Source organism: Brochothrix thermosphacta DSM 20171 = FSL F6-1036, assembly GCF_036884295.1.
GTDB lineage: Bacteria > Bacillota > Bacilli > Lactobacillales > Listeriaceae > Brochothrix > Brochothrix thermosphacta.
The window spans coordinates 1,362,671-1,381,062 of record NZ_CP145608.1 but is presented as its reverse complement, the minus strand read 5'-3'; the positions used below and the strand labels follow the sequence as shown (position 1 = coordinate 1,381,062).

Annotated in this window: 14 protein-coding genes; all 14 read left to right on the top strand. The window is 37.2% G+C overall.

Annotated features, from left to right (window positions below; translation table 11 throughout):
* Positions 1-69 precede the first annotated feature (69 nt).
* The 14 genes from V6S17_RS07025 (at position 70) to V6S17_RS06960 (ending at position 18,316) form a co-directional block, all read left to right on the top strand.
* Positions 70-654 (top strand): GNAT family N-acetyltransferase, encoded by a 585-nt coding sequence (locus tag V6S17_RS07025; protein ID WP_029091792.1) that lies wholly within the window; start codon positions 70-72, stop codon positions 652-654.
* On the top strand, positions 655-3,780 hold the full coding sequence (locus V6S17_RS07020) for a DEAD/DEAH box helicase (RefSeq protein WP_029091791.1): 3,126 nt from the start codon (positions 655-657) through the stop codon (positions 3,778-3,780).
* 14 nt (positions 3,781-3,794) lie between these two features.
* Positions 3,795-4,370 carry a lytic transglycosylase domain-containing protein gene (locus tag V6S17_RS07015; protein WP_051535990.1) on the top strand — a complete coding sequence of 192 codons (576 nt, stop codon included), beginning with the start codon at positions 3,795-3,797 and terminating at the stop codon, positions 4,368-4,370.
* Positions 4,371-5,351: 981 nt separating this feature from the next.
* The gene (gene acnA / locus V6S17_RS07010) at positions 5,352-8,051 is read left to right on the top strand and encodes an aconitate hydratase AcnA (protein ID WP_029091789.1); all 2,700 of its coding nucleotides are present in this window, start codon (positions 5,352-5,354) and stop codon (positions 8,049-8,051) included.
* A gap of 310 nt (positions 8,052-8,361) precedes the next feature.
* Complete coding sequence (rpsB, locus tag V6S17_RS07005) at positions 8,362-9,093, top strand: 30S ribosomal protein S2 (protein ID WP_029091788.1); 732 nt, start codon at positions 8,362-8,364, stop codon at positions 9,091-9,093.
* Positions 9,094-9,201: 108 nt separating this feature from the next.
* Complete coding sequence (gene tsf / locus V6S17_RS07000; RefSeq protein ID WP_029091787.1) at positions 9,202-10,086, top strand: translation elongation factor Ts; 885 nt, start codon at positions 9,202-9,204, stop codon at positions 10,084-10,086.
* A 145-nt stretch (positions 10,087-10,231) separates the two neighbouring features.
* Positions 10,232-10,957: a UMP kinase gene (pyrH, locus tag V6S17_RS06995; RefSeq protein WP_029091786.1), complete on the top strand. Its 726-nt coding sequence runs from the start codon at positions 10,232-10,234 to the stop codon at positions 10,955-10,957.
* 1 nt (position 10,958) lies between these two features.
* Positions 10,959-11,516, top strand: a complete 558-nt coding sequence (frr, locus tag V6S17_RS06990; protein WP_029091785.1) for a ribosome recycling factor — start codon at positions 10,959-10,961, stop codon at positions 11,514-11,516.
* A gap of 203 nt (positions 11,517-11,719) precedes the next feature.
* On the top strand, positions 11,720-12,487 hold the full coding sequence (locus tag V6S17_RS06985; RefSeq protein WP_029091784.1) for an isoprenyl transferase: 768 nt from the start codon (positions 11,720-11,722) through the stop codon (positions 12,485-12,487).
* Positions 12,488-12,509: 22 nt separating this feature from the next.
* A complete protein-coding gene (locus V6S17_RS06980) occupies positions 12,510-13,298 on the top strand; it encodes a phosphatidate cytidylyltransferase (protein ID WP_029091783.1) in 789 nt (262 codons plus the stop codon).
* Positions 13,299-13,314: 16 nt separating this feature from the next.
* A complete protein-coding gene (locus V6S17_RS06975) occupies positions 13,315-14,454 on the top strand; it encodes a 1-deoxy-D-xylulose-5-phosphate reductoisomerase (RefSeq protein ID WP_029091782.1) in 1,140 nt (379 codons plus the stop codon).
* 16 nt (positions 14,455-14,470) lie between these two features.
* Positions 14,471-15,739, top strand: a complete 1,269-nt coding sequence (gene rseP / locus V6S17_RS06970) for an RIP metalloprotease RseP (RefSeq protein ID WP_029091781.1) — start codon at positions 14,471-14,473, stop codon at positions 15,737-15,739.
* A 21-nt stretch (positions 15,740-15,760) separates the two neighbouring features.
* Positions 15,761-17,461, top strand: coding sequence for a proline--tRNA ligase (locus V6S17_RS06965; RefSeq protein ID WP_029091780.1), 1,701 nt, complete (start codon positions 15,761-15,763; stop codon positions 17,459-17,461).
* A 483-nt stretch (positions 17,462-17,944) separates the two neighbouring features.
* Positions 17,945-18,316, top strand: coding sequence for a hypothetical protein (locus tag V6S17_RS06960; RefSeq protein ID WP_051457451.1), 372 nt, complete (start codon positions 17,945-17,947; stop codon positions 18,314-18,316).
* Positions 18,317-18,392: the final 76 nt, after the last annotated feature.

The following is an 18,392-nucleotide window of genomic DNA, read 5'->3' as shown; positions in this document are numbered from 1 at the left end:
CTTTTTGTGCTATTCTTTAGAGAGATACAATTGAGTTTTACACTTATGTAGGAAAGGACTTGCATAGTTATGATGAGAAATGCCCAAAAAGAAGATGCAAAACAAATAGCACCTTTACTCTCTGTTATTTTAAGAGATATCGAGTTGCCAGTATTTGCACAATATAAGTCTGATGAAGAACTTAATAATAAAATAATTCCCATTATTGAAGGTGAAGAATCACGTTATAGTTATAAAAACTTTTATGTGTATGAACAAGCAGGTACTATCTTAGGCTTTTTATGTGGTTATTCTGGCAGTGATGCCGCACGTTTAGATGAACCATTTAAGCAGTATAATGCTTCATTTAATCTTCCACCCGACGAGGTGCTTTTCCCGGATGTTGAAACGTTTCCTGGCGAATGGTACATCGATGCGTTAGTTACCTCCTCTGAGGCTCGCGGTAAAGGGATTGGTTCTGCATTGCTGAATTATGCCAATGAAGTGGCAGCCGAAGCGGGTGAAACGCGTATAGGTCTTAATTGTGATCAGCACAATCCTAAAGCAGGTGCCCTATATGAGCGTGTCGGTTTTAAAACAGACGGTACTTTAAAGATTGGCGATCATATGTATAATAGAATGTTTCGAATATTACCATTAAGGGATGATAAATAAATGCTATCAATAACTCATATGCGTCAAGACAAAGAGCATGACATGATTATGGCCACAGTCAAAGATACACGGGTGAGCTATATTGTTTCTGCGTTTCACTTAAATGAAAAAGACCCCACTTATCGTTGTGAATGCCGTGAATACGAATCTGACCCTAAAACAGGATGTGTGCATATCAATAAAGTCATTGACGAACTCGTACAGCAAAAAGTAATTAAACCAAGACCTAAAAATACCACTGTTTCACTGATTAATGATTTTGCCTCGGATTTAGCAGAGGACACTTACCATTACGATTTCGAAAAAACAGAACGTACACCCTATGAGCTGACTTATATGTTGATGCCGCTGTTTGTATCGGAAGCGGATCGTAAAATCGCTATCTCTTTACAGATTGGTAAAGTCGGTCAAACACATTATGTGATAAAAGATATTCGTGCATTTTTAAAAGCTTGGGAAAACGATACCTATTACATAGTTAACCCTCGTCTAACAATCGATTTTAAAGATATTTTGTTTTCGAAGGCACACCAACAAATTTTAACTGATCTAAGTGAGCTAGCAAGAATGGCGCGAATATATGATACGAACGATTGGTCACGTACCTATGCTGAAGAGAAACAATTAACGTTAACGAGTGAAATGATGGTAAGGATACTAAAACAAATGCCGATGCAGTTAGCCTCTTTCACTTATCAAGATGTTAGTTATCCTGTTCAAGGGTTTTATGAGAATACAAAAGTGCCAATCACTTTGAATCATCAATTTGTTGAAGAAGGCATCTCTTTTGATTTTCAAGAATTTGAGCAATTATTACTGTTCGAACAAGAACAACTTGTCTTTTTTGATGGCTCATTTTATCACTTTTCAGAACATACGATTAAGCCGTTCACAATCATTAAAAAGTGGTTGAAAAAAACGGAAGAAACGGTCCATTTTGTTCTGCAAGAAGATTATTCAAACTTCTTTTCTTATATTTTGACAAGTTTAGAAAAAATCACCTTAATTCAGTTGCCAGAATTCGAAGAGATGGAAGTTGTACATCATCCTATTCATACCGTCATTGAAATTGCGGTAATCGATAACGAGCATCGTTTACAAGTCACTCATTATTATAATGACTTTGGTTACGATCCCTTTTTTGATCGTTGGACGCCAGAATTAAGCGGCGAAGCATTATTTATTCGTGATACGTATGCAGAGCATGCTGTTATGCGAATTCTTGAACAAGCCCCCTTACACGTGAAAAAAAATACTGTATTGGTCAGCGCGAAAGCAAGTGAGCGATATGTATTCTATAAATATATCGTGCCTCTGTTAAGAGAGCACGCTGAAATCGTCATGGATGAATCGTTAGAAAATATCATTACAGAAATGCCTGTAGAGACTTATTTTAATGAAGATTCACAAGATGGTTATGTCAATTTCTCAGTGCAATTTAAAGACTTTGAAGGAGATCATTCTAAATCATTAATTGAACATATACTTGAAGGTGAGCTAGTGTATGAAGATGAAGAAGGGCGTTTAATCTCTTTAGAATCAGAAGAAGCATTAGCGCTTCACGCTTTGTTGCGTAAGATGCGAATTAAACCAGCAGATTGGCAACAAAACCAATTACGTTTATCTATCTATCGTGCGTTGCCACTAATGCAAAACCGCGAAACACAAATTCATATTACTGACCAATTACACGACTTGATGATCCTGATGCAATCAGGTGATTGGGACTTAGAAAAAGTCAGTGAAAAACTAACGGGCGGTACGCTACAACCTCATCAAATTGAAGGTTATAGTTGGTTAAGTCTACTTTCTCAGTATGGGTTAAATGGTATTTTAGCGGATGAAATGGGTCTCGGTAAAACAATTCAAACAATTGCTTATATTTGTAGTCTATTAGACAAATACGAGTCCTTTGAACCAACGTTGATTGTTTGTCCATCATCAGTTGTTTACAACTGGCAAAATGAGTGGAGTAAGTTTGCTCCTGAAATTAAAGCTCAAATTATCGATGGTAACAAAGTAAAACGTCAAGAAGCTATCGCTGAAATGAAAGAGAATCAAATTTACATTACAAGTTATGCGATGTTGCGTGAAGATTTACAAGAATATCGTCAACATCATCTGGGTTGTTTTGTACTCGATGAAGCTCAATCATTGAAAAATTCACGTTCACTTATTTCGCAAGCCGCTAAACACGTTAAAGCGAAACATAAAGTCGCGTTAAGTGGTACGCCGATTGAAAATAGAAGTGACGATTTATGGGCGTTATTCCAGATTATTTTACCTGGCTACTTACCAGTCTTAACACAATTTAAAAAATTGCCACCAGCCGAAGTGAAAAAATTAACAGCACCATTTATTTTACGTCGACTGAAACAAGATATTCTCTCAGATTTGCCTAGTTTGAATGAAACGAATTTATCGATTGATTTAAACTCTGAGCAAAAACGAATCTACATGCAAGTTATTAATAGTTTGCGCGTATCGCTTGAAGAAGATAAAAGCGAGCCACAACAACGAATGCAGATATTAGCAGCGTTGACTCGTTTACGCCAAATTTGTGATGACCCACGATTGATTTTAGAAGATTATCAAGGAGGCTCGGCGAAGTTAGATGAACTGTTACGAATAGTGACTGAAACTGCCGCTGAAGATAAACAGATGCTGATCTTTTCACAATTTGCTTCAATGCTACCACTGATTGGACAAGAACTTGAAAAATTAGGCATTCCTTATTTCCTATTAGATGGAAAAACAAACGCTTCAAAACGAATGGAAATGGCAACGGCATTCAACAATAGTGAACGTACCGTCTTTCTAATTTCGCTTAAAGCCGGAGGAACAGGACTTAACTTAACCGGTGCATCCCGCGTTATTCTCTATGATTTATGGTGGAATCCCGCAGTTGAACAACAAGCAGCAGCGCGTGCGCATCGAATTGGTCAAACAAAAGATGTAGATGTGGTTCGAATTATCTCGAAAGGTACGATTGAAGAAAATATTCGTGATTTACAACAATCAAAACTATCATTAGTTGATCAAATCCTACCATCGAATGAACAAAAAGCAAATATAAACATTAATGAGTTAAAACAATTACTTTTTAATACCGATAAATTATCATGATAGGAGAGTTGCTCATGACACTTATGAAAAGGGTTGTGCGCGCTTTTGGATTTCTCTTGTTTACAGTTGTGTTTGTTACGTTACTCTTCGGAAGTTTCTGGCAATCACAAGCAATAAAAATCAAAGGTCACATTCCTAAACAATATATTGAAACATATAAAGCCGCTGGAAAAGAGTACAACATCGATTGGCAGCTACTAGCAGCAGTACATCGGGTTGAAACGAACTTCTCGCGTTCAAAATCAATGGTATCCAATGCTGGAGCAATTGGACCCATGCAGTTTTTACCATTAACTTGGGTAGGATGGAACTATCCAGGGAAAAATAACGAAGTCACGGAGAAAGACCTGACAGATGTTAAAATAATCGCTAAATATGGCGGTTATGGTGTTGATGGAGACGGTGATGGTATCGCTGATCCAATGAATGCCGTGGATGCTATTTATAGTACAGCAAACTATCTGAATAAAACAAAAGCCAGCATCGATCGTAAACATCTAAAAAAAGCGATCTTTGATTATAACCACTCTGACATCTATGTCCGTGACATTTTATACTATCAAGACATCTATAAGGAATTGTATAAGTAACTGCTGTTATCGTAGCGGATTTATCCGCTTTACGAGAACAGTATGGGACGGAAATTTCGCCAGAAATTGAGTACCAATCCTTTGCTAATATCGTAGCGGATTTATCCGCTTTACGAGAACAGTATGGGTGCTGACATTGTGGCGAAGTTATGAACTTGCGAGAGTAGTATGGGTGCTGACATTGTTGCGAAGAAATGAGCTTACAAGTACAGTATGGGACGCAGCGACAGCGAGTACCAATCCTTCAAGCAGTTGAGTACCAATCCTTCAAGCAATTGAGTACCAATCCTTCAAGCAATTGAGTACCATTCCTTATGTTGGAATCTTTATCGTATTATTCTATCTAAGCAACTACCTTTCGGTAGTTGCTTTTTTGTCGATTCTTAATAGGGGAGAGAGATCTACGTTTAAAAACTCGATTTTATCAATTTTGAATAAAAAAACAGCTGCAGAGGACTGTTAATGTTTATGAAATATTTATTCCGCAGTTGTTTCCCTTTTTTAGTGGCTCGTTTCTTAAAGTAATCAACTAAATCAATCACTAACAAAGTAGCTAGCAATGAAAACAGCAAAGAGATAGCGGCATAACGGGTAAAATTCTCAAAAATAGGGGTTAAATTGAAGAACACAAGTATGATTGTAACAAGGACAACACCACATGTTACAGGGATAACGGGTTTAGATGCATTTGGAAGTGCGTGATTTTTATTAGCCGGTATAAGTATAAGCGCAAGTATAAATGCGAGACCACACCAGCAACTATCCCGATGTTATCTAAGAATACGGCAAGGAAACATACTAAAATAAAAATTGTTAGGCTAGGGTATAACTCATTAAGGCATTAGTAACTTTTGTTAAATAAATATTAAACTTCTAATGATAAGTTTTCCTTATGTTAGAATTAAAATATAAATTATTTTACTTATCACCTTAAAAAGGCTATAGTGAAAGGTATACAAATATGATAACGGGGGGCTTCTTATGTTAAAACACAATGATTATATGTCAGAGCTGACAGTCGATAATGAAGTGTACACTTATTTTGATATTGCCAGCTACTGTAAAGACCAATTAAATGATGTGACAACTTTACCATACAGCATACGAGTGCTATTGGAATCAGTCTTACGTCAATTTGATGGCCTGATTATTACAGAAGAACATGTTGAGGCATTATCACAATGGCAACCAGCTGTTCAACCAGGTGAAGTACCGTTTAAACCTGCACGTGTTATTCTACAAGATTTCACGGGTGTACCAGCTGTAGTTGATTTAGCAGCAATGCGTGACGCATTACAGAAACTCGGTGGGAACCCTGAGGCAATTAACCCGGAAGTACCGGTTGACTTAGTAATTGATCACTCTGTACAAGTAGATACATACGGAACAGCAGATGCCTTGCAACGTAACATGGCATTGGAATTCAAGCGTAATCAAGAACGTTATGAATTTTTAAAATGGGCACAATCAGCATTTGATAATTATCAAGCAGTGCCGCCAGCAACTGGTATTGTTCACCAAGTTAACCTTGAATTTTTGGCGCGTGTGGTGTTCGAAAAAGAAGAAGCTGGTAAAACCATTCTATATCCTGATACATTAGTGGGTACTGATTCACATACAACAATGGTTAACGCTTTGGGCGTATTAGGATGGGGTGTAGGTGGCATTGAAGCCGAAGCAGGGATGCTTGGTCAGCCATCGTACTTCCCTATTCCTGAAGTCGTGGGTGTCAAATTAACAAATGCGTTACCACCAGGTGCGACAGCAACCGATTTAGCATTAAAAGTGACCCAAGTTTTACGGGAACACGGTGTTGTTGGTAAATTCGTTGAGTTTACAGGTGAAGGTTTAGCAACATTAACATTATCAGATCGTGCGACAGTAGCTAACATGGCACCTGAATATGGGGCGACCTGTGGCTTTTTCCCAGTTGATAATGAAACTTTGAACTACTTAGCCTTAACAGGTCGTAAGCAACGTCAAATCAAAGTGATTGAGAGTTACTTAAAAGAAAATGCATTATTCCATGATGTGACCGAAGAAATTACATATTCTTCTAATGTGACAATTGATTTAAGTGAAATCGCACCTAACCTAGCAGGGCCTAAACGCCCACAAGATTTAATTCCGTTAACTGAGATGAAAGAATCTTTCGAAACAGCACTCGTTGCACCCTCAGGTAACCAAGGATTCGGTTTATCAAAAGAGGAAAGTGAACGCGAAGCTGTAGTTAAGTTTGATGATGGCCGTCAAGTGACAATGCCAACAGGAGCTGTTGTGATTGCTGCGATTACATCGTGTACAAATACTTCCAATCCATACGTATTATTAAGCGCAGGTTTGCTTGCTAAACGTGCGGTTGAATTAGGTTTGAAAGTACCAGATTATGTTAAACCATCCTTAGCTCCAGGCTCAAAGGTTGTAACGGCTTATCTAGATAATGCTGGTTTAACACCTTATATGGATGAATTAGGCTTTAACCTTGTCGGTTATGGCTGTACAACATGTATCGGTAACTCAGGTCCTTTACTGCCAGAAATTGAAGCTGCGATTCAAGCAGAAGACTTGTTAGTATCATCCGTTTTAAGTGGTAACCGAAACTTTGAAGGAAGAATCCATCCTTTAGTCAAAGCTAACTATTTAGCTTCACCACCACTTGTTGTTGCGTTTGCATTAGCAGGGCGTACAGCATTTGATTTTGAAACAGAATCACTTGGTACGGATAAAGAAGGACAACCTGTATTTCTAAGAGATATTTGGCCAGAAAAACATGAAATTGAAGCATTAGTTAAAGAAGTTGTGACTCCGGAACTCTTTATTGAACAATATGCACAAGTATTTGATGATAACGACGTGTGGAATGCAATTGAAACAACAGATGAAGCATCTTATGATTGGAATGACGATTCAACGTATATCGCTAATCCACCATTCTTTGATGATCTATCAATGGATATTGCACCGATTACTGATATTAAAGGTGGGCGTGTGTTAGCTTATTTTGGTGACTCGGTTACAACCGATCATATTTCACCCGCCGGTGCGATTGGTAAAGATACACCTGCAGGACAATACTTACGTGAGCAAGATGTACCAATTCGTTCATTTAACTCATACGGTTCGCGACGTGGCCACCATGATGTGATGATGCGAGGCACCTTTGCAAATATTCGTATTCGCAATAAAATCGCTGTGGGGACAGAAGGTGGTTACACAACCTATTGGCCTGAAACAAAGGTAACGTCTATTTACGAGGCAGCGATGGCCTACAAAGAGACACAGACGCCATTAGTTGTCTTAGCAGGTAAAGACTATGGTATGGGTTCAAGTCGTGACTGGGCAGCAAAAGGTCCAAAACTATTAGGTGTACAGGCTGTTATTGCTGAGAGCTTTGAGCGTATTCACCGCTCTAACCTTGTATTGATGGGAATTCTACCCATGCAATATCAACCAGGCGATACAGCTGAATCATTAGGTCTAACAGGTGAAGAAACATTTGATATTGAAATTGATGATAATGCGACCGTTCGCCAATTAGTGACTGTGACAGCAACACTTGGAGAAACAGTGAAGAAATTCCAAGTCATCGCTCGTTTTGACAGTTTGATTGATGTTATCTACTACCGTAATGGTGGAATTTTACCATTAATTTTACGCCAAAAAGCAGTAGCAACTGTTTAATAAATATTATGGAAGAAGAGGCACCTACATAAGGGTGCCTTTTTTGACAAATGTGAGATTCAGATGCATTTTTCAGTTATTTTTATGAAAAAATTATAGTAAACAGCTTTTTGTGTATAAAAAGCGTTTTGATAGGATTTTAAGTGTTGCATTATTAAAAATGTCGTGATATAATTATCAGTGTTGTTAAAATCCACATATATGCGGATATGCTGGGAGGTACCAAAGGAAATGGTCCCTAGTATAAATGATGCTTATAGAGGGCGATTTTATCGCAAAAAAAAATAAAACCACAGGAGGGAATAACATCATGGCAGTTATTTCAATGAAACAATTATTAGAAGCAGGCGTTCACTTCGGTCACCAGACTCGTCGTTGGAACCCAAAAATGAAGAAATTTATCTTTACAGAACGTAACGGTATCTACATCATCGACTTACAAAAAACAGTGAAAAAAGTTGACGAAGCATTCAACTTTGTAAAATCAATCGCTGAAGACGGTGGACGCGTTCTTTTCGTAGGAACTAAAAAACAAGCACAAGAATCAGTTAAAGACGAAGCAATTCGTTCAGGTCAATTTTACGTTAACCACCGTTGGTTAGGTGGAACATTAACTAACTTTGGTACTATCAAAAAACGTGTTCGTCGTCTTAAAGACATCGAAAAAATGGCAGAAGACGGTACTTTTGAAGTATTACCTAAAAAAGAAGTTGTATTACTTAAGAAAGAGCAAGAGAAATTAGAACGCTTCTTAGGCGGAATCAAAGAAATGCAAGATATTCCTGATGCATTATTCATCGTTGATCCTCGTAAAGAACGTATCGCAGTTCAAGAAGCTCGTAAACTTAATATTCCAATCGTAGGTATTGTAGATACTAACTGTGATCCTGACGAAATTGATTACGTTATCCCTGCAAACGACGATGCAATCCGTGCTGTTAAATTATTAACAGGTCGTATGGCTGACGCTATCATCGAAACTAAACAAGGACAAGAAGAAGTAGTTGAAGAAGCAGTTGCAACTGAAACTGTTGAAGGCTAATTTCTAAAACGTTCGGAAAAACAAAAGGTGATAAGCAGATTGATTTGTTTATCACCTTTTTTTAAAGACAAAAATAAAATGACATTTAGTCCTAGGAGGAAACATAAAATGGCTCAAATTAGTGCTGCTCAAGTAAAAGAATTACGTGAAAAAACAGGTGCAGGTATGATGGACTGTAAAAAAGCTTTAGTTGAAACAAACGGTGATATCGATGCTGCAATCGATTACCTACGTGAAAAAGGTATCTCTAACGCTGCTAAAAAAGCAGACCGTATTGCTGCTGAAGGTATTACAAATGTATTAACTGATGGTAACTTTGCTGTTCTTTTAGAAGTAAATGCTGAAACTGACTTCGTTGCTAAAAACGAAGGTTTCCAAACTGTTGTTAAAGAATTAAGCGAGCACTTATTAGCTTCTAAACCAGCTGATCTTGAAGCTGCTCTTGCTTCTGAAATCAACGCAGGCGAAACTGTTGAAACATACATCACTACTGCAATGAACAAAATTGGTGAAAAATTATCATTACGCCGTTTTGTAATCATGGAAAAAAATGAAACTTCTGCTTTTGGCGCTTACTTACACATGGGTGGACGTATCGGTGCTTTAACAGTTATTGAAGGTACTACTGATGAAGCAACTGCTAAAGACGTTGCAATGCACATCGCTGCAGTTAACCCTAAATACATCACTCGTGATGAAGTTGCTCCTGAAGAATTAGCACATGAAAAAGAAGTGTTAACTCAACAAGCATTAAACGAAGGTAAACCAGCTAACATCGTTGAAAAAATGATCACTGGTCGTTTAAACAAATTCTTGTCTGACATTAGCCTTGTTGACCAACCATTTGTTAAAAACCCTGACGTAACTGTTGGTAAATTTGTTGAAGAAAAAGGCGCAAAAGTTCTTGAATTTGCTCGTTTTGAAGTCGGCGAAGGTATCGAGAAACGCGAAGAAAACTTTGCAGAAGAAGTTATGAACCAAATCAACAACTAATTACGTGTCACGTAGATAACCAGACTATTGATTACTGGAGCTACCTAGCGACGGTATAACAATTAAATAGTCTATGGGGGAGCATTTGCTCCCCTTTTTTTAAAGAATATCAATAATCGATTGTAAAATTGAGTGGAGGTTAATAATGAATACACCTAAATATAAACGAATCGTATTTAAGTTAAGCGGTGAGGCATTAGCAGGAGAAGAAGGTTTTGGTATCAATCCAACAGTCGTGAACTCAATTGCTAAACAAGTGAAAGAAGTAGTAGAACTAGGTATTGAAGTTGCAATTGTTTGTGGTGGCGGAAATATTTGGCGAGGTAAAATTGGAAGTGAAATGGGTATGGATCGTGCAAATGCCGATTACATGGGCATGCTTGCTACAGTTATGAACTCACTTTCTTTACAAGATTCACTTGAAAATGTGGGTGTACCAACACGTGTACAATCATCTATTGAAATGCGTCAAGTAGCAGAACCGTATATTCGTCGTCGTGCTATTCGTCACCTTGAAAAAGGCCGCGTTGTTATCTTCGCAGCTGGAACAGGTAACCCTTATTTCTCTACAGATACTACGGCAGCATTACGTGCAGCTGAAATTGAAGCAGATGTTATTTTAATGGGTAAAAACAATGTTGATGGTGTTTATACTGCTGATCCTAAAACTGACGCAACAGCAACTAAATTTGAAGAATTATCATACCTTGAAATCATTTCTTCTGGTTTAGAAGTAATGGATACAACGGCTTCTTCATTAAGCATGGATAATGATATTCCACTTGTTGTTTTCTCATTAAATGAAGAAGGTAATATTAAACGCGCAGCAATGGGCGAAAAAATTGGAACGACTGTAAGGGGGAAATATTAAAATGACAAAAGAAATTTTAAACTCAGCTAAAGAACGTATGGTAGGAGCAGAAGGCGCTTTAAGCCGCGAACTTGCTAATATCCGTGCGGGACGTGCTAATACATCAATTTTAGATCGTATTACAGTAGAATACTGGGGTGCACAAACACCATTAAACCAATTAGCTGCAATCTCTGTGCCAGAAGCACGCGTTTTAATGATTGCACCATTCGATAAAGGTACTTTATCAGATGTTGAACGTGCTATTTTTGCATCAGACTTAGGTTTAACACCTTCAAATGATGGCGAAGTGATTCGTTTAACTATTCCTGCATTGACAGAAGAACGTCGTAAAGTATTAGCTAAACAAGTTAAATCTGAAGCTGAAAACGCTAAAGTATCAGTGCGTAACGTTCGTCGTGATGCAAATGATGACTTGAAAAAAGCTGAAAAAGCTGGCGATATTACTGAAGATGAATTACGTCAATTATCTGATGAAGTTCAAAAATACACAGATGCTAGCATCAAAAAAATTGATAGCATTACAAAAGATAAAGAAGACGAGATTATGTCTGTCTAAAAATTCCATTATAACCGGTCATCCACCTGTCTTTTTTTGGGTGAATGATCGGTTATTTCATTAGAAAACAACTCTGATTATGATAATATAGTAATAATTAGATGAGTTTCACCACTAAATCATGCATCATACGTGTATTTTTGGTATGATAAACGAGTACAATAAGTCAGGTTTTTGAAATAAAACCTTGTGGGGGATAAACTATGTTTAATAAATTATTTAATAATAACAATGGCAGCGACGATATCGAGTCGCAACTATCAAAAGAAAATATTCCGAAACATATCGCAATCATTATGGATGGTAACGGCCGTTGGGCTAACAAACGTTTTTTACCTCGAATTGCTGGGCATAAAGAGGGCATGAATACCGTGAAAAAAATTACGACCTCTGCCAGTAAGTTAGGTGTTGAAGTATTAACTTTATACGCTTTTTCAACAGAAAATTGGAAACGACCCGATGAAGAAGTTCAATTTTTAATGAAATTACCTGTGGATTTTTTTGAAACATTCATGCCGGATCTGATGAAAGAAAATGTTCGTGTGCATGTAATGGGATATCATGATGTTTTACCAAAACATACACAAAAGGTCATCACAGATGCAATGGATAAAACGAAAAATAACACAGGCTTGGTTTTGAATTTTGCACTTAACTATGGTGGTCGTGCTGAAATAGTATCGGCAACACAAGCTGCAATGCGTGAACTATTAGCTCAGGAATTAACGCCAGATGATTTAACAGAAGAATTAATTGCAAAACACTTAATGACGCATACTTTTCCAGATCCCGATTTACTTATCCGTACTAGCGGTGAGATGCGAGTGAGTAATTTTATGTTGTGGCAAATTGCCTATAGTGAATTCTATTTTGTTGAAAAACATTGGCCAGATTTTAGTCATCAAGATTTATGCGAAGCAATCGCAACGTATCAAAATAGAACCCGTCGTTTTGGTGGTATTTTGAAGTAAAAAACTTGGAGTGTGAACAAAGATGAAAACTCGTATCATAACAGCCATATTAGCATTAGCTGTTTTTGTACCTTTCCTTGTAATCGGCGGAACGCCTTTTCAAGCAATGATGTATTTAATAACAACAATTGCTATTGGTGAAGTTATTCGTATGCAAAAACGTTCATTATTTGCTATCGATAGTATTTTACTGTTTATTTTAGGATGGGTGATTTTACTCCCAACATCGATTTTAGACAGACTTGCAGAGTATAACATTAGTTTTATCTTAATTGTCTCTGTTATTGTAATGATGAACCTTACAGCAAGTGTATTATCAGCTGATAAAGTGAATGTAGCACAGGCGGCTCTTGGTATTATTCTTTCTTTATATATTGCCGCAGGTTTCCGTTCGTTTATCACTGTTAGAAGTGACAGTTTTAATCTCTTAATGTTTGGGATTTTAGTTGTTATTTTAACAGATAGTTTTGCTTACTTTGTAGGGCGCAAGTTCGGTAAAACTAAATTAGCACCAACAATATCTCCCAATAAAACAATTGAAGGTTCTATCGGTGGAACAGTGATTGCTACTATTGTCGCTGTTATTTATACCCTTATTTTCCCAATCGATCTCTCACTTCTCCATATTATTATAGGTACAATTGTATTATCTATTGTAGGTCAATGTGGTGATTTGGTTGAATCTAGTGTCAAACGTTATTGTGGCGTCAAGGATTCAGGGAAAATCTTACCAGGCCATGGTGGGCTATATGACCGTTTTGATAGCTGGTTGTTTGTCTTTCCAATGATGATTATTTTACAATTTATGTAAAAAAAGAGGTGATGAGATGAAAATTAGTTTGCTAGGTGCAACTGGCTCTGTAGGAGTACAAACCTTAGCGGTTGTGCGACAACATCCTGCCGCTTTCCAAATTGTAGCACTAGCTTTTGGATCGAATATTCAAAAAGGAGCTCAAATAATCCGCGAATTTTCACCTGAAATTGTTAGTGTTGCAACAAAAGATATAGCGCGTCAGTTAGCACACCAATTTCCGACTGTCACCTTTTATCATGGGATGGCTGGCTTGATTGAAGTGGCGACATTTCATAAAAGTACAATGTTGGTGAATGCCATTTTAGGGAGTAGGGGACTATTACCCACTTTGCGAGCCATTGAATCACATAAAACAATCGCTTTAGCCAATAAAGAAACACTTGTCACAGCAGGCCATCTTGTGATGGATGCCGTTAAAAAACATAATGTAACATTGCTACCGGTTGATAGTGAGCACTCCGCCATTTTTCAATCGCTTCAGGGGAATTCGAAACGTGCAGTAGATTCAATATTATTGACAGCTTCGGGTGGCAGTTTTCGTGATAAAACACGTGAACAGTTAGCCAATGTTACATTAGCAGATGCATTAAACCATCCTAATTGGGCGATGGGACCAAAAATAACGATAGACTCGGCAACCTTGTTTAATAAAGGGTTAGAGGTTATCGAAGCACATTGGTTATTTGGATTACCGTATGATAAAATCAATGTAACCATTCATCGTGAATCTATTATACATTCATGTGTCAAATACGTGGATGGTAGTATGATTGCACAGATGGGTGCGCCTGATATGAGATTACCGATTCAATATGCCTTAACGTACCCGAATCGTCTACCCATTAGTTATGATGAACCGTTTGATTTAAATAAAATTGGACAATTATCATTCGAGGCTGTTGATATGAAAAGATTTCGTGCGTTATACCTGTCTTATGAAGCAGGTAAAGCAGGCGGTTCAATGCCAACTGTTCTCAATGCAGCTAATGAAGTTGCAGTAGAAGCGTTCTTAACAAAAAAAATTAGTTTTTTAGATATTGAAAATTTGGTTGAAAAAGCGATGCTCGCCCATTCAATCATCAAAAACCCTGAATTAGAAACGATTTTAGCTATCGAAACAGAGACACGTCAGCGTGTCACGTCGTGGTTATAATCAGAAGGAGTGACAAATGGAAAATATAATTGCGTTTATAGTTGTTTTTGGTTTACTTGTTTTCTTCCACGAACTCGGCCATTTCTTGTTTGCTAAAAATGCAGGCATCTTGGTTCGCGAATTTGCGATTGGTTTTGGACCTAAAATATTCTCATATAAAAAGAAAGAGACTCTCTATACGATACGTCTACTACCCTTAGGTGGTTACGTTCAAATGGCTGGACAGGATGATGAACCGATTGTCCTTAATGCAGGTTATCGTGTGGGGTTATTGTTCAATGATGCAGGTGAAGTTAAACAAATCGTCACATCAAATCTTGAAAAATACCCTAACATTGAACCATTCGAAGTAGCATCAGCTGAATTGGAAACAAGTTTGTTTATTAAAGGAATTGTACTAGGCGATGAAACAGAGGAATTAATTACTTATACAGTTGCAAGAGATTGTGAAATTGTTGATGGAAACGATAAGCGAGCAATCGCTCCTTATGACCGTCAATTCCGCTCAAAATCTTGGATCCATCGTTTCATGACAATTGCTGCTGGACCAGTATTTAACTTTATTTTAGCCTTTTTCTTATTCATTATCTTTGCGTTTGCATCAGGTGGCGTGCCATCAAATGATGCACGTATGGGAGATGTTCAATCAGGTTCTGCTGCAGCAACTGCAGGCATCAAAGAAAATGATTTAATCAAGGAAATTGATGGTAAAAAAATTGCAACATGGACAGATATGACAACAATTGTTCGTGCAAATCCCGATAAAAAACTTAATTTTGCAATTGAACGTAATGGCGAAATCGAAAAAATAGTGGTTACACCAAAAAAAGTAACACAAGGTGAAGAAAAAGTTGGCCAAATCGGTGTTATGGCACCTAAGGATAGCTCTATTGGAGCAAAATTATCTTACGGTGTGGATCAAACTGTTTTCTGGTTTAAACAAATTTTTGTATCTTTAGGTAATTTAATTACTGGAGGATTTTCATTGGATAAACTAGGCGGCCCTGTTTATATTTACCAAAGTACAGCAGCAGTTGTAAATAACGGCGCAATTATGTTATTACAATGGGGTGCGGTATTAAGTATCAATCTAGGAATTATTAACCTTCTTCCAATACCAGCATTAGATGGGGGACGTTTGCTCTTCTTAATTGTCGAGGCTATTCGTCGTAAACCATTAGATTCTAAAAAAGAAGGTATGGTGACCGTTATCGGTTTTGCTCTATTAATGTTATTGATGGTCTTAGTGACCTGGAATGACATTACCCGTTTCTTTTTCAAATAAAAAACTTAAGGAGAATCACATATGAAACAATCTAAAATTTTCATCCCAACACTAAAAGAAGTGCCAAGTGATGCTGAAATTAAAAGTCATCAATTCCTAATCCGTGCGGGTTATGTGCGTCAAAGCGCACGAGGTATTTATTCATATTTACCATTGGCTCAAACAGTTAAAAATAAAATCGAAGCGATTGTACGCGAAGAATTAGCAGAAATTGGTGCAACTGAGATTTTAATGCCAGTATTACAACCAGCAGAAATTTGGAAAGAGTCAGGCCGTTGGGATAAATACGGTGCTGATTTAATGACAATGAAAGACCGTCATAATCGTGATTTTGCCTTAGGACCTACACATGAAGAGATGGTAACTGATTTATTACGTGATGATATTAACTCGTATAAAAAATTACCATTAACTGTTTTCCAAATCCAAACTAAATTCCGTGATGAACGTCGCCCACGCTTCGGTTTATTACGCGGCCGTGAATTTTTAATGAAAGATGCTTATTCTTTCCATGCTGAGACAGATTCATTAGATACAACTTTTGATGATATGGCAACAGCTTATGGTCGTATTTTGGACCGTTGTGGCTTAGAATGGCGTTCTGTAATTGCTGATTCAGGTGCAATTGGTGGTACTGGTTCACGTGAATTCCAAGTTATTGCTGATGTTGGTGAAGATACTATAGTTTATGATAAAAATAGCGATTATGCAGCTAACGTTGAAATGGCAGAAGTTTACTATAAAGCTAACCCTTCAACTGAAGAAAAATTAGCGAAAGAAAAAGTAGCAACACCGGGAATGACTTCAATTGCTGATCTTGTGGAAGGTTTATCTATTCCAATTGAAAAAACAATCAAATCATTACTCGTACAAGCAGACGAAGAAATCGTTATGGTGTTATTACGTGGCGACCATGAGTTCAACGATGTGAAATTGAAAAACTTATTGGATCTTACTGTTATTGAAATGGCATCTGAAACAGCTGCATTAGAGGTAATGGGCGCTGAATACGGTTCACTAGGGCCAGTAAATGTACCAGCTGATATGAAAATTTATGCAGATTCTGCCGTTCAAGATATCGTTAATGCTTCAGTAGGAGCTAATGAAACAGGTTACCACTTTATTAACATCAATCATGGCACTGATTTTAATGTTGAAACATTTGCTGATTTACGAATGGTACAAGAAGGTGACCTTACTCCAGATGGCGTTGGCACACTAAGTTTCGCTAAAGGAATTGAAGTTGGACATATCTTTAAATTAGGATCACTTTATTCAGAAGCAATGAAAGCAACCTACCTTGATGAAAATGGACGTCAACAACCATTTATCATGGGCTGTTATGGTTTAGGAATTTCACGTCTGGTAGCAGCAATCATTGAGCAAACTGCCGATGATAAAGGACTCGTTTGGAACAAATTGTTAGCACCCTACCATGTGCATTTAATCCCAATTAAACCAGCAGACGAGGACCAAGCAGCTTTAACAACTGAAATTGAAAAATTATTAGCTGAAAACAACCTGACATCATTAATTGACGATCGTAAAGAACGCCCAGGCGTTAAATTTGCTGATAGTGAATTAATAGGATTACCAGTACGTATTACAGTTGGTAAACGTGCAGCAGAAGGTATCGTTGAAGTTAAAGTACGTGCAACAGGCGAAAGTTTTGAAGTTGAAACAGCTGATTTATTAGCTAAAATCAATGAGATATTAAACTAATCACACGATTACCTATATTATGAAAGTAAAGAGTGTCTGAGAGCGTATCTCAGACACTCTTTTTTACTACTGTCGTAGCGAATTCATTCGCTTTACGAGAGTAGTATGGGTGCTGACATTGTTGCGAAGACATGAGCTTACAAAGACAGTATGGGACGGAGCGACAGTGAGTACCAAACCTTCAAGAAAGCGAGTACCACTCTTTCTGTTAATATTTTAAGAGTAATCCTTCTGTTATTCTCCTTTTTTAATCACGAGAGTATCAATCAGTTATAGTTTCCTTGTTATTTTTTCAAAAAACATATCAGTGAAAACACAGCAACATCATAAATAGAGTGCTATTTAATCAAATTGTGTAATCAATCATCTTATTTTGCTATAACTTATTGCCTTAATTTTATGGTACTATAAAACTAAGGTATCACAACTATCTTCAAAGTAGTCTAGAGTGATAGACCTGAAAAAATTTTAAGGGGGATGACAATGGATAATAATGAGCAAGAGTATTCGCGTGAATACGTTCAAAATGGAGTCGTACCACAAGAAATTAAAGGATGGAACTGGGGTGCCTTTTGCTTTAACATCAATTGGGGCTTTGGTAACAAGTCATATCTACCACTTTTATGTTTAGTGCCATTTTTTAATATTATTTGGATTTTTGTTTGTGGTGCTAAAGGCAACGAATGGGCTTGGAAAAATAATAATTACCAAAGTATTGAAACGTTTAAGGCTGTTCAAGAAACTTGGAACCGTGCAGGCTGGATTTCGTTTCTAATTGGTTTAGCGTTTGCAATCATGTACATCTTGTTTTTCGTTTTTATTGGTTTTGCAGCATTTAATTCGTATAATCAATAAAAAATACTTAATATACATAACAATAGTGAATATGACTTTTAGTCATTGAGGTTCTCGGAAACGAGGATCTTTTTTA

Coding starts and splice junctions, on each gene's coding strand:
- acnA (WP_029091789.1), top strand. CDS start 5,352: ATGTTAAAACACAATGATTATATGTCAGAGCTGACAGTCGATAATGAA.
- V6S17_RS06960 (WP_051457451.1), top strand. CDS start 17,945: ATGGATAATAATGAGCAAGAGTATTCGCGTGAATACGTTCAAAATGGA.
- V6S17_RS07020 (WP_029091791.1), top strand. CDS start 655: ATGCTATCAATAACTCATATGCGTCAAGACAAAGAGCATGACATGATT.
- V6S17_RS07025 (WP_029091792.1), top strand. CDS start 70: ATGATGAGAAATGCCCAAAAAGAAGATGCAAAACAAATAGCACCTTTA.
- V6S17_RS06980 (WP_029091783.1), top strand. CDS start 12,510: ATGAAAACTCGTATCATAACAGCCATATTAGCATTAGCTGTTTTTGTA.
- pyrH (WP_029091786.1), top strand. CDS start 10,232: ATGAATACACCTAAATATAAACGAATCGTATTTAAGTTAAGCGGTGAG.
- V6S17_RS07015 (WP_051535990.1), top strand. CDS start 3,795: ATGACACTTATGAAAAGGGTTGTGCGCGCTTTTGGATTTCTCTTGTTT.
- frr (WP_029091785.1), top strand. CDS start 10,959: ATGACAAAAGAAATTTTAAACTCAGCTAAAGAACGTATGGTAGGAGCA.
- V6S17_RS06975 (WP_029091782.1), top strand. CDS start 13,315: ATGAAAATTAGTTTGCTAGGTGCAACTGGCTCTGTAGGAGTACAAACC.
- rpsB (WP_029091788.1), top strand. CDS start 8,362: ATGGCAGTTATTTCAATGAAACAATTATTAGAAGCAGGCGTTCACTTC.
- V6S17_RS06985 (WP_029091784.1), top strand. CDS start 11,720: ATGTTTAATAAATTATTTAATAATAACAATGGCAGCGACGATATCGAG.
- V6S17_RS06965 (WP_029091780.1), top strand. CDS start 15,761: ATGAAACAATCTAAAATTTTCATCCCAACACTAAAAGAAGTGCCAAGT.
- tsf (WP_029091787.1), top strand. CDS start 9,202: ATGGCTCAAATTAGTGCTGCTCAAGTAAAAGAATTACGTGAAAAAACA.
- rseP (WP_029091781.1), top strand. CDS start 14,471: ATGGAAAATATAATTGCGTTTATAGTTGTTTTTGGTTTACTTGTTTTC.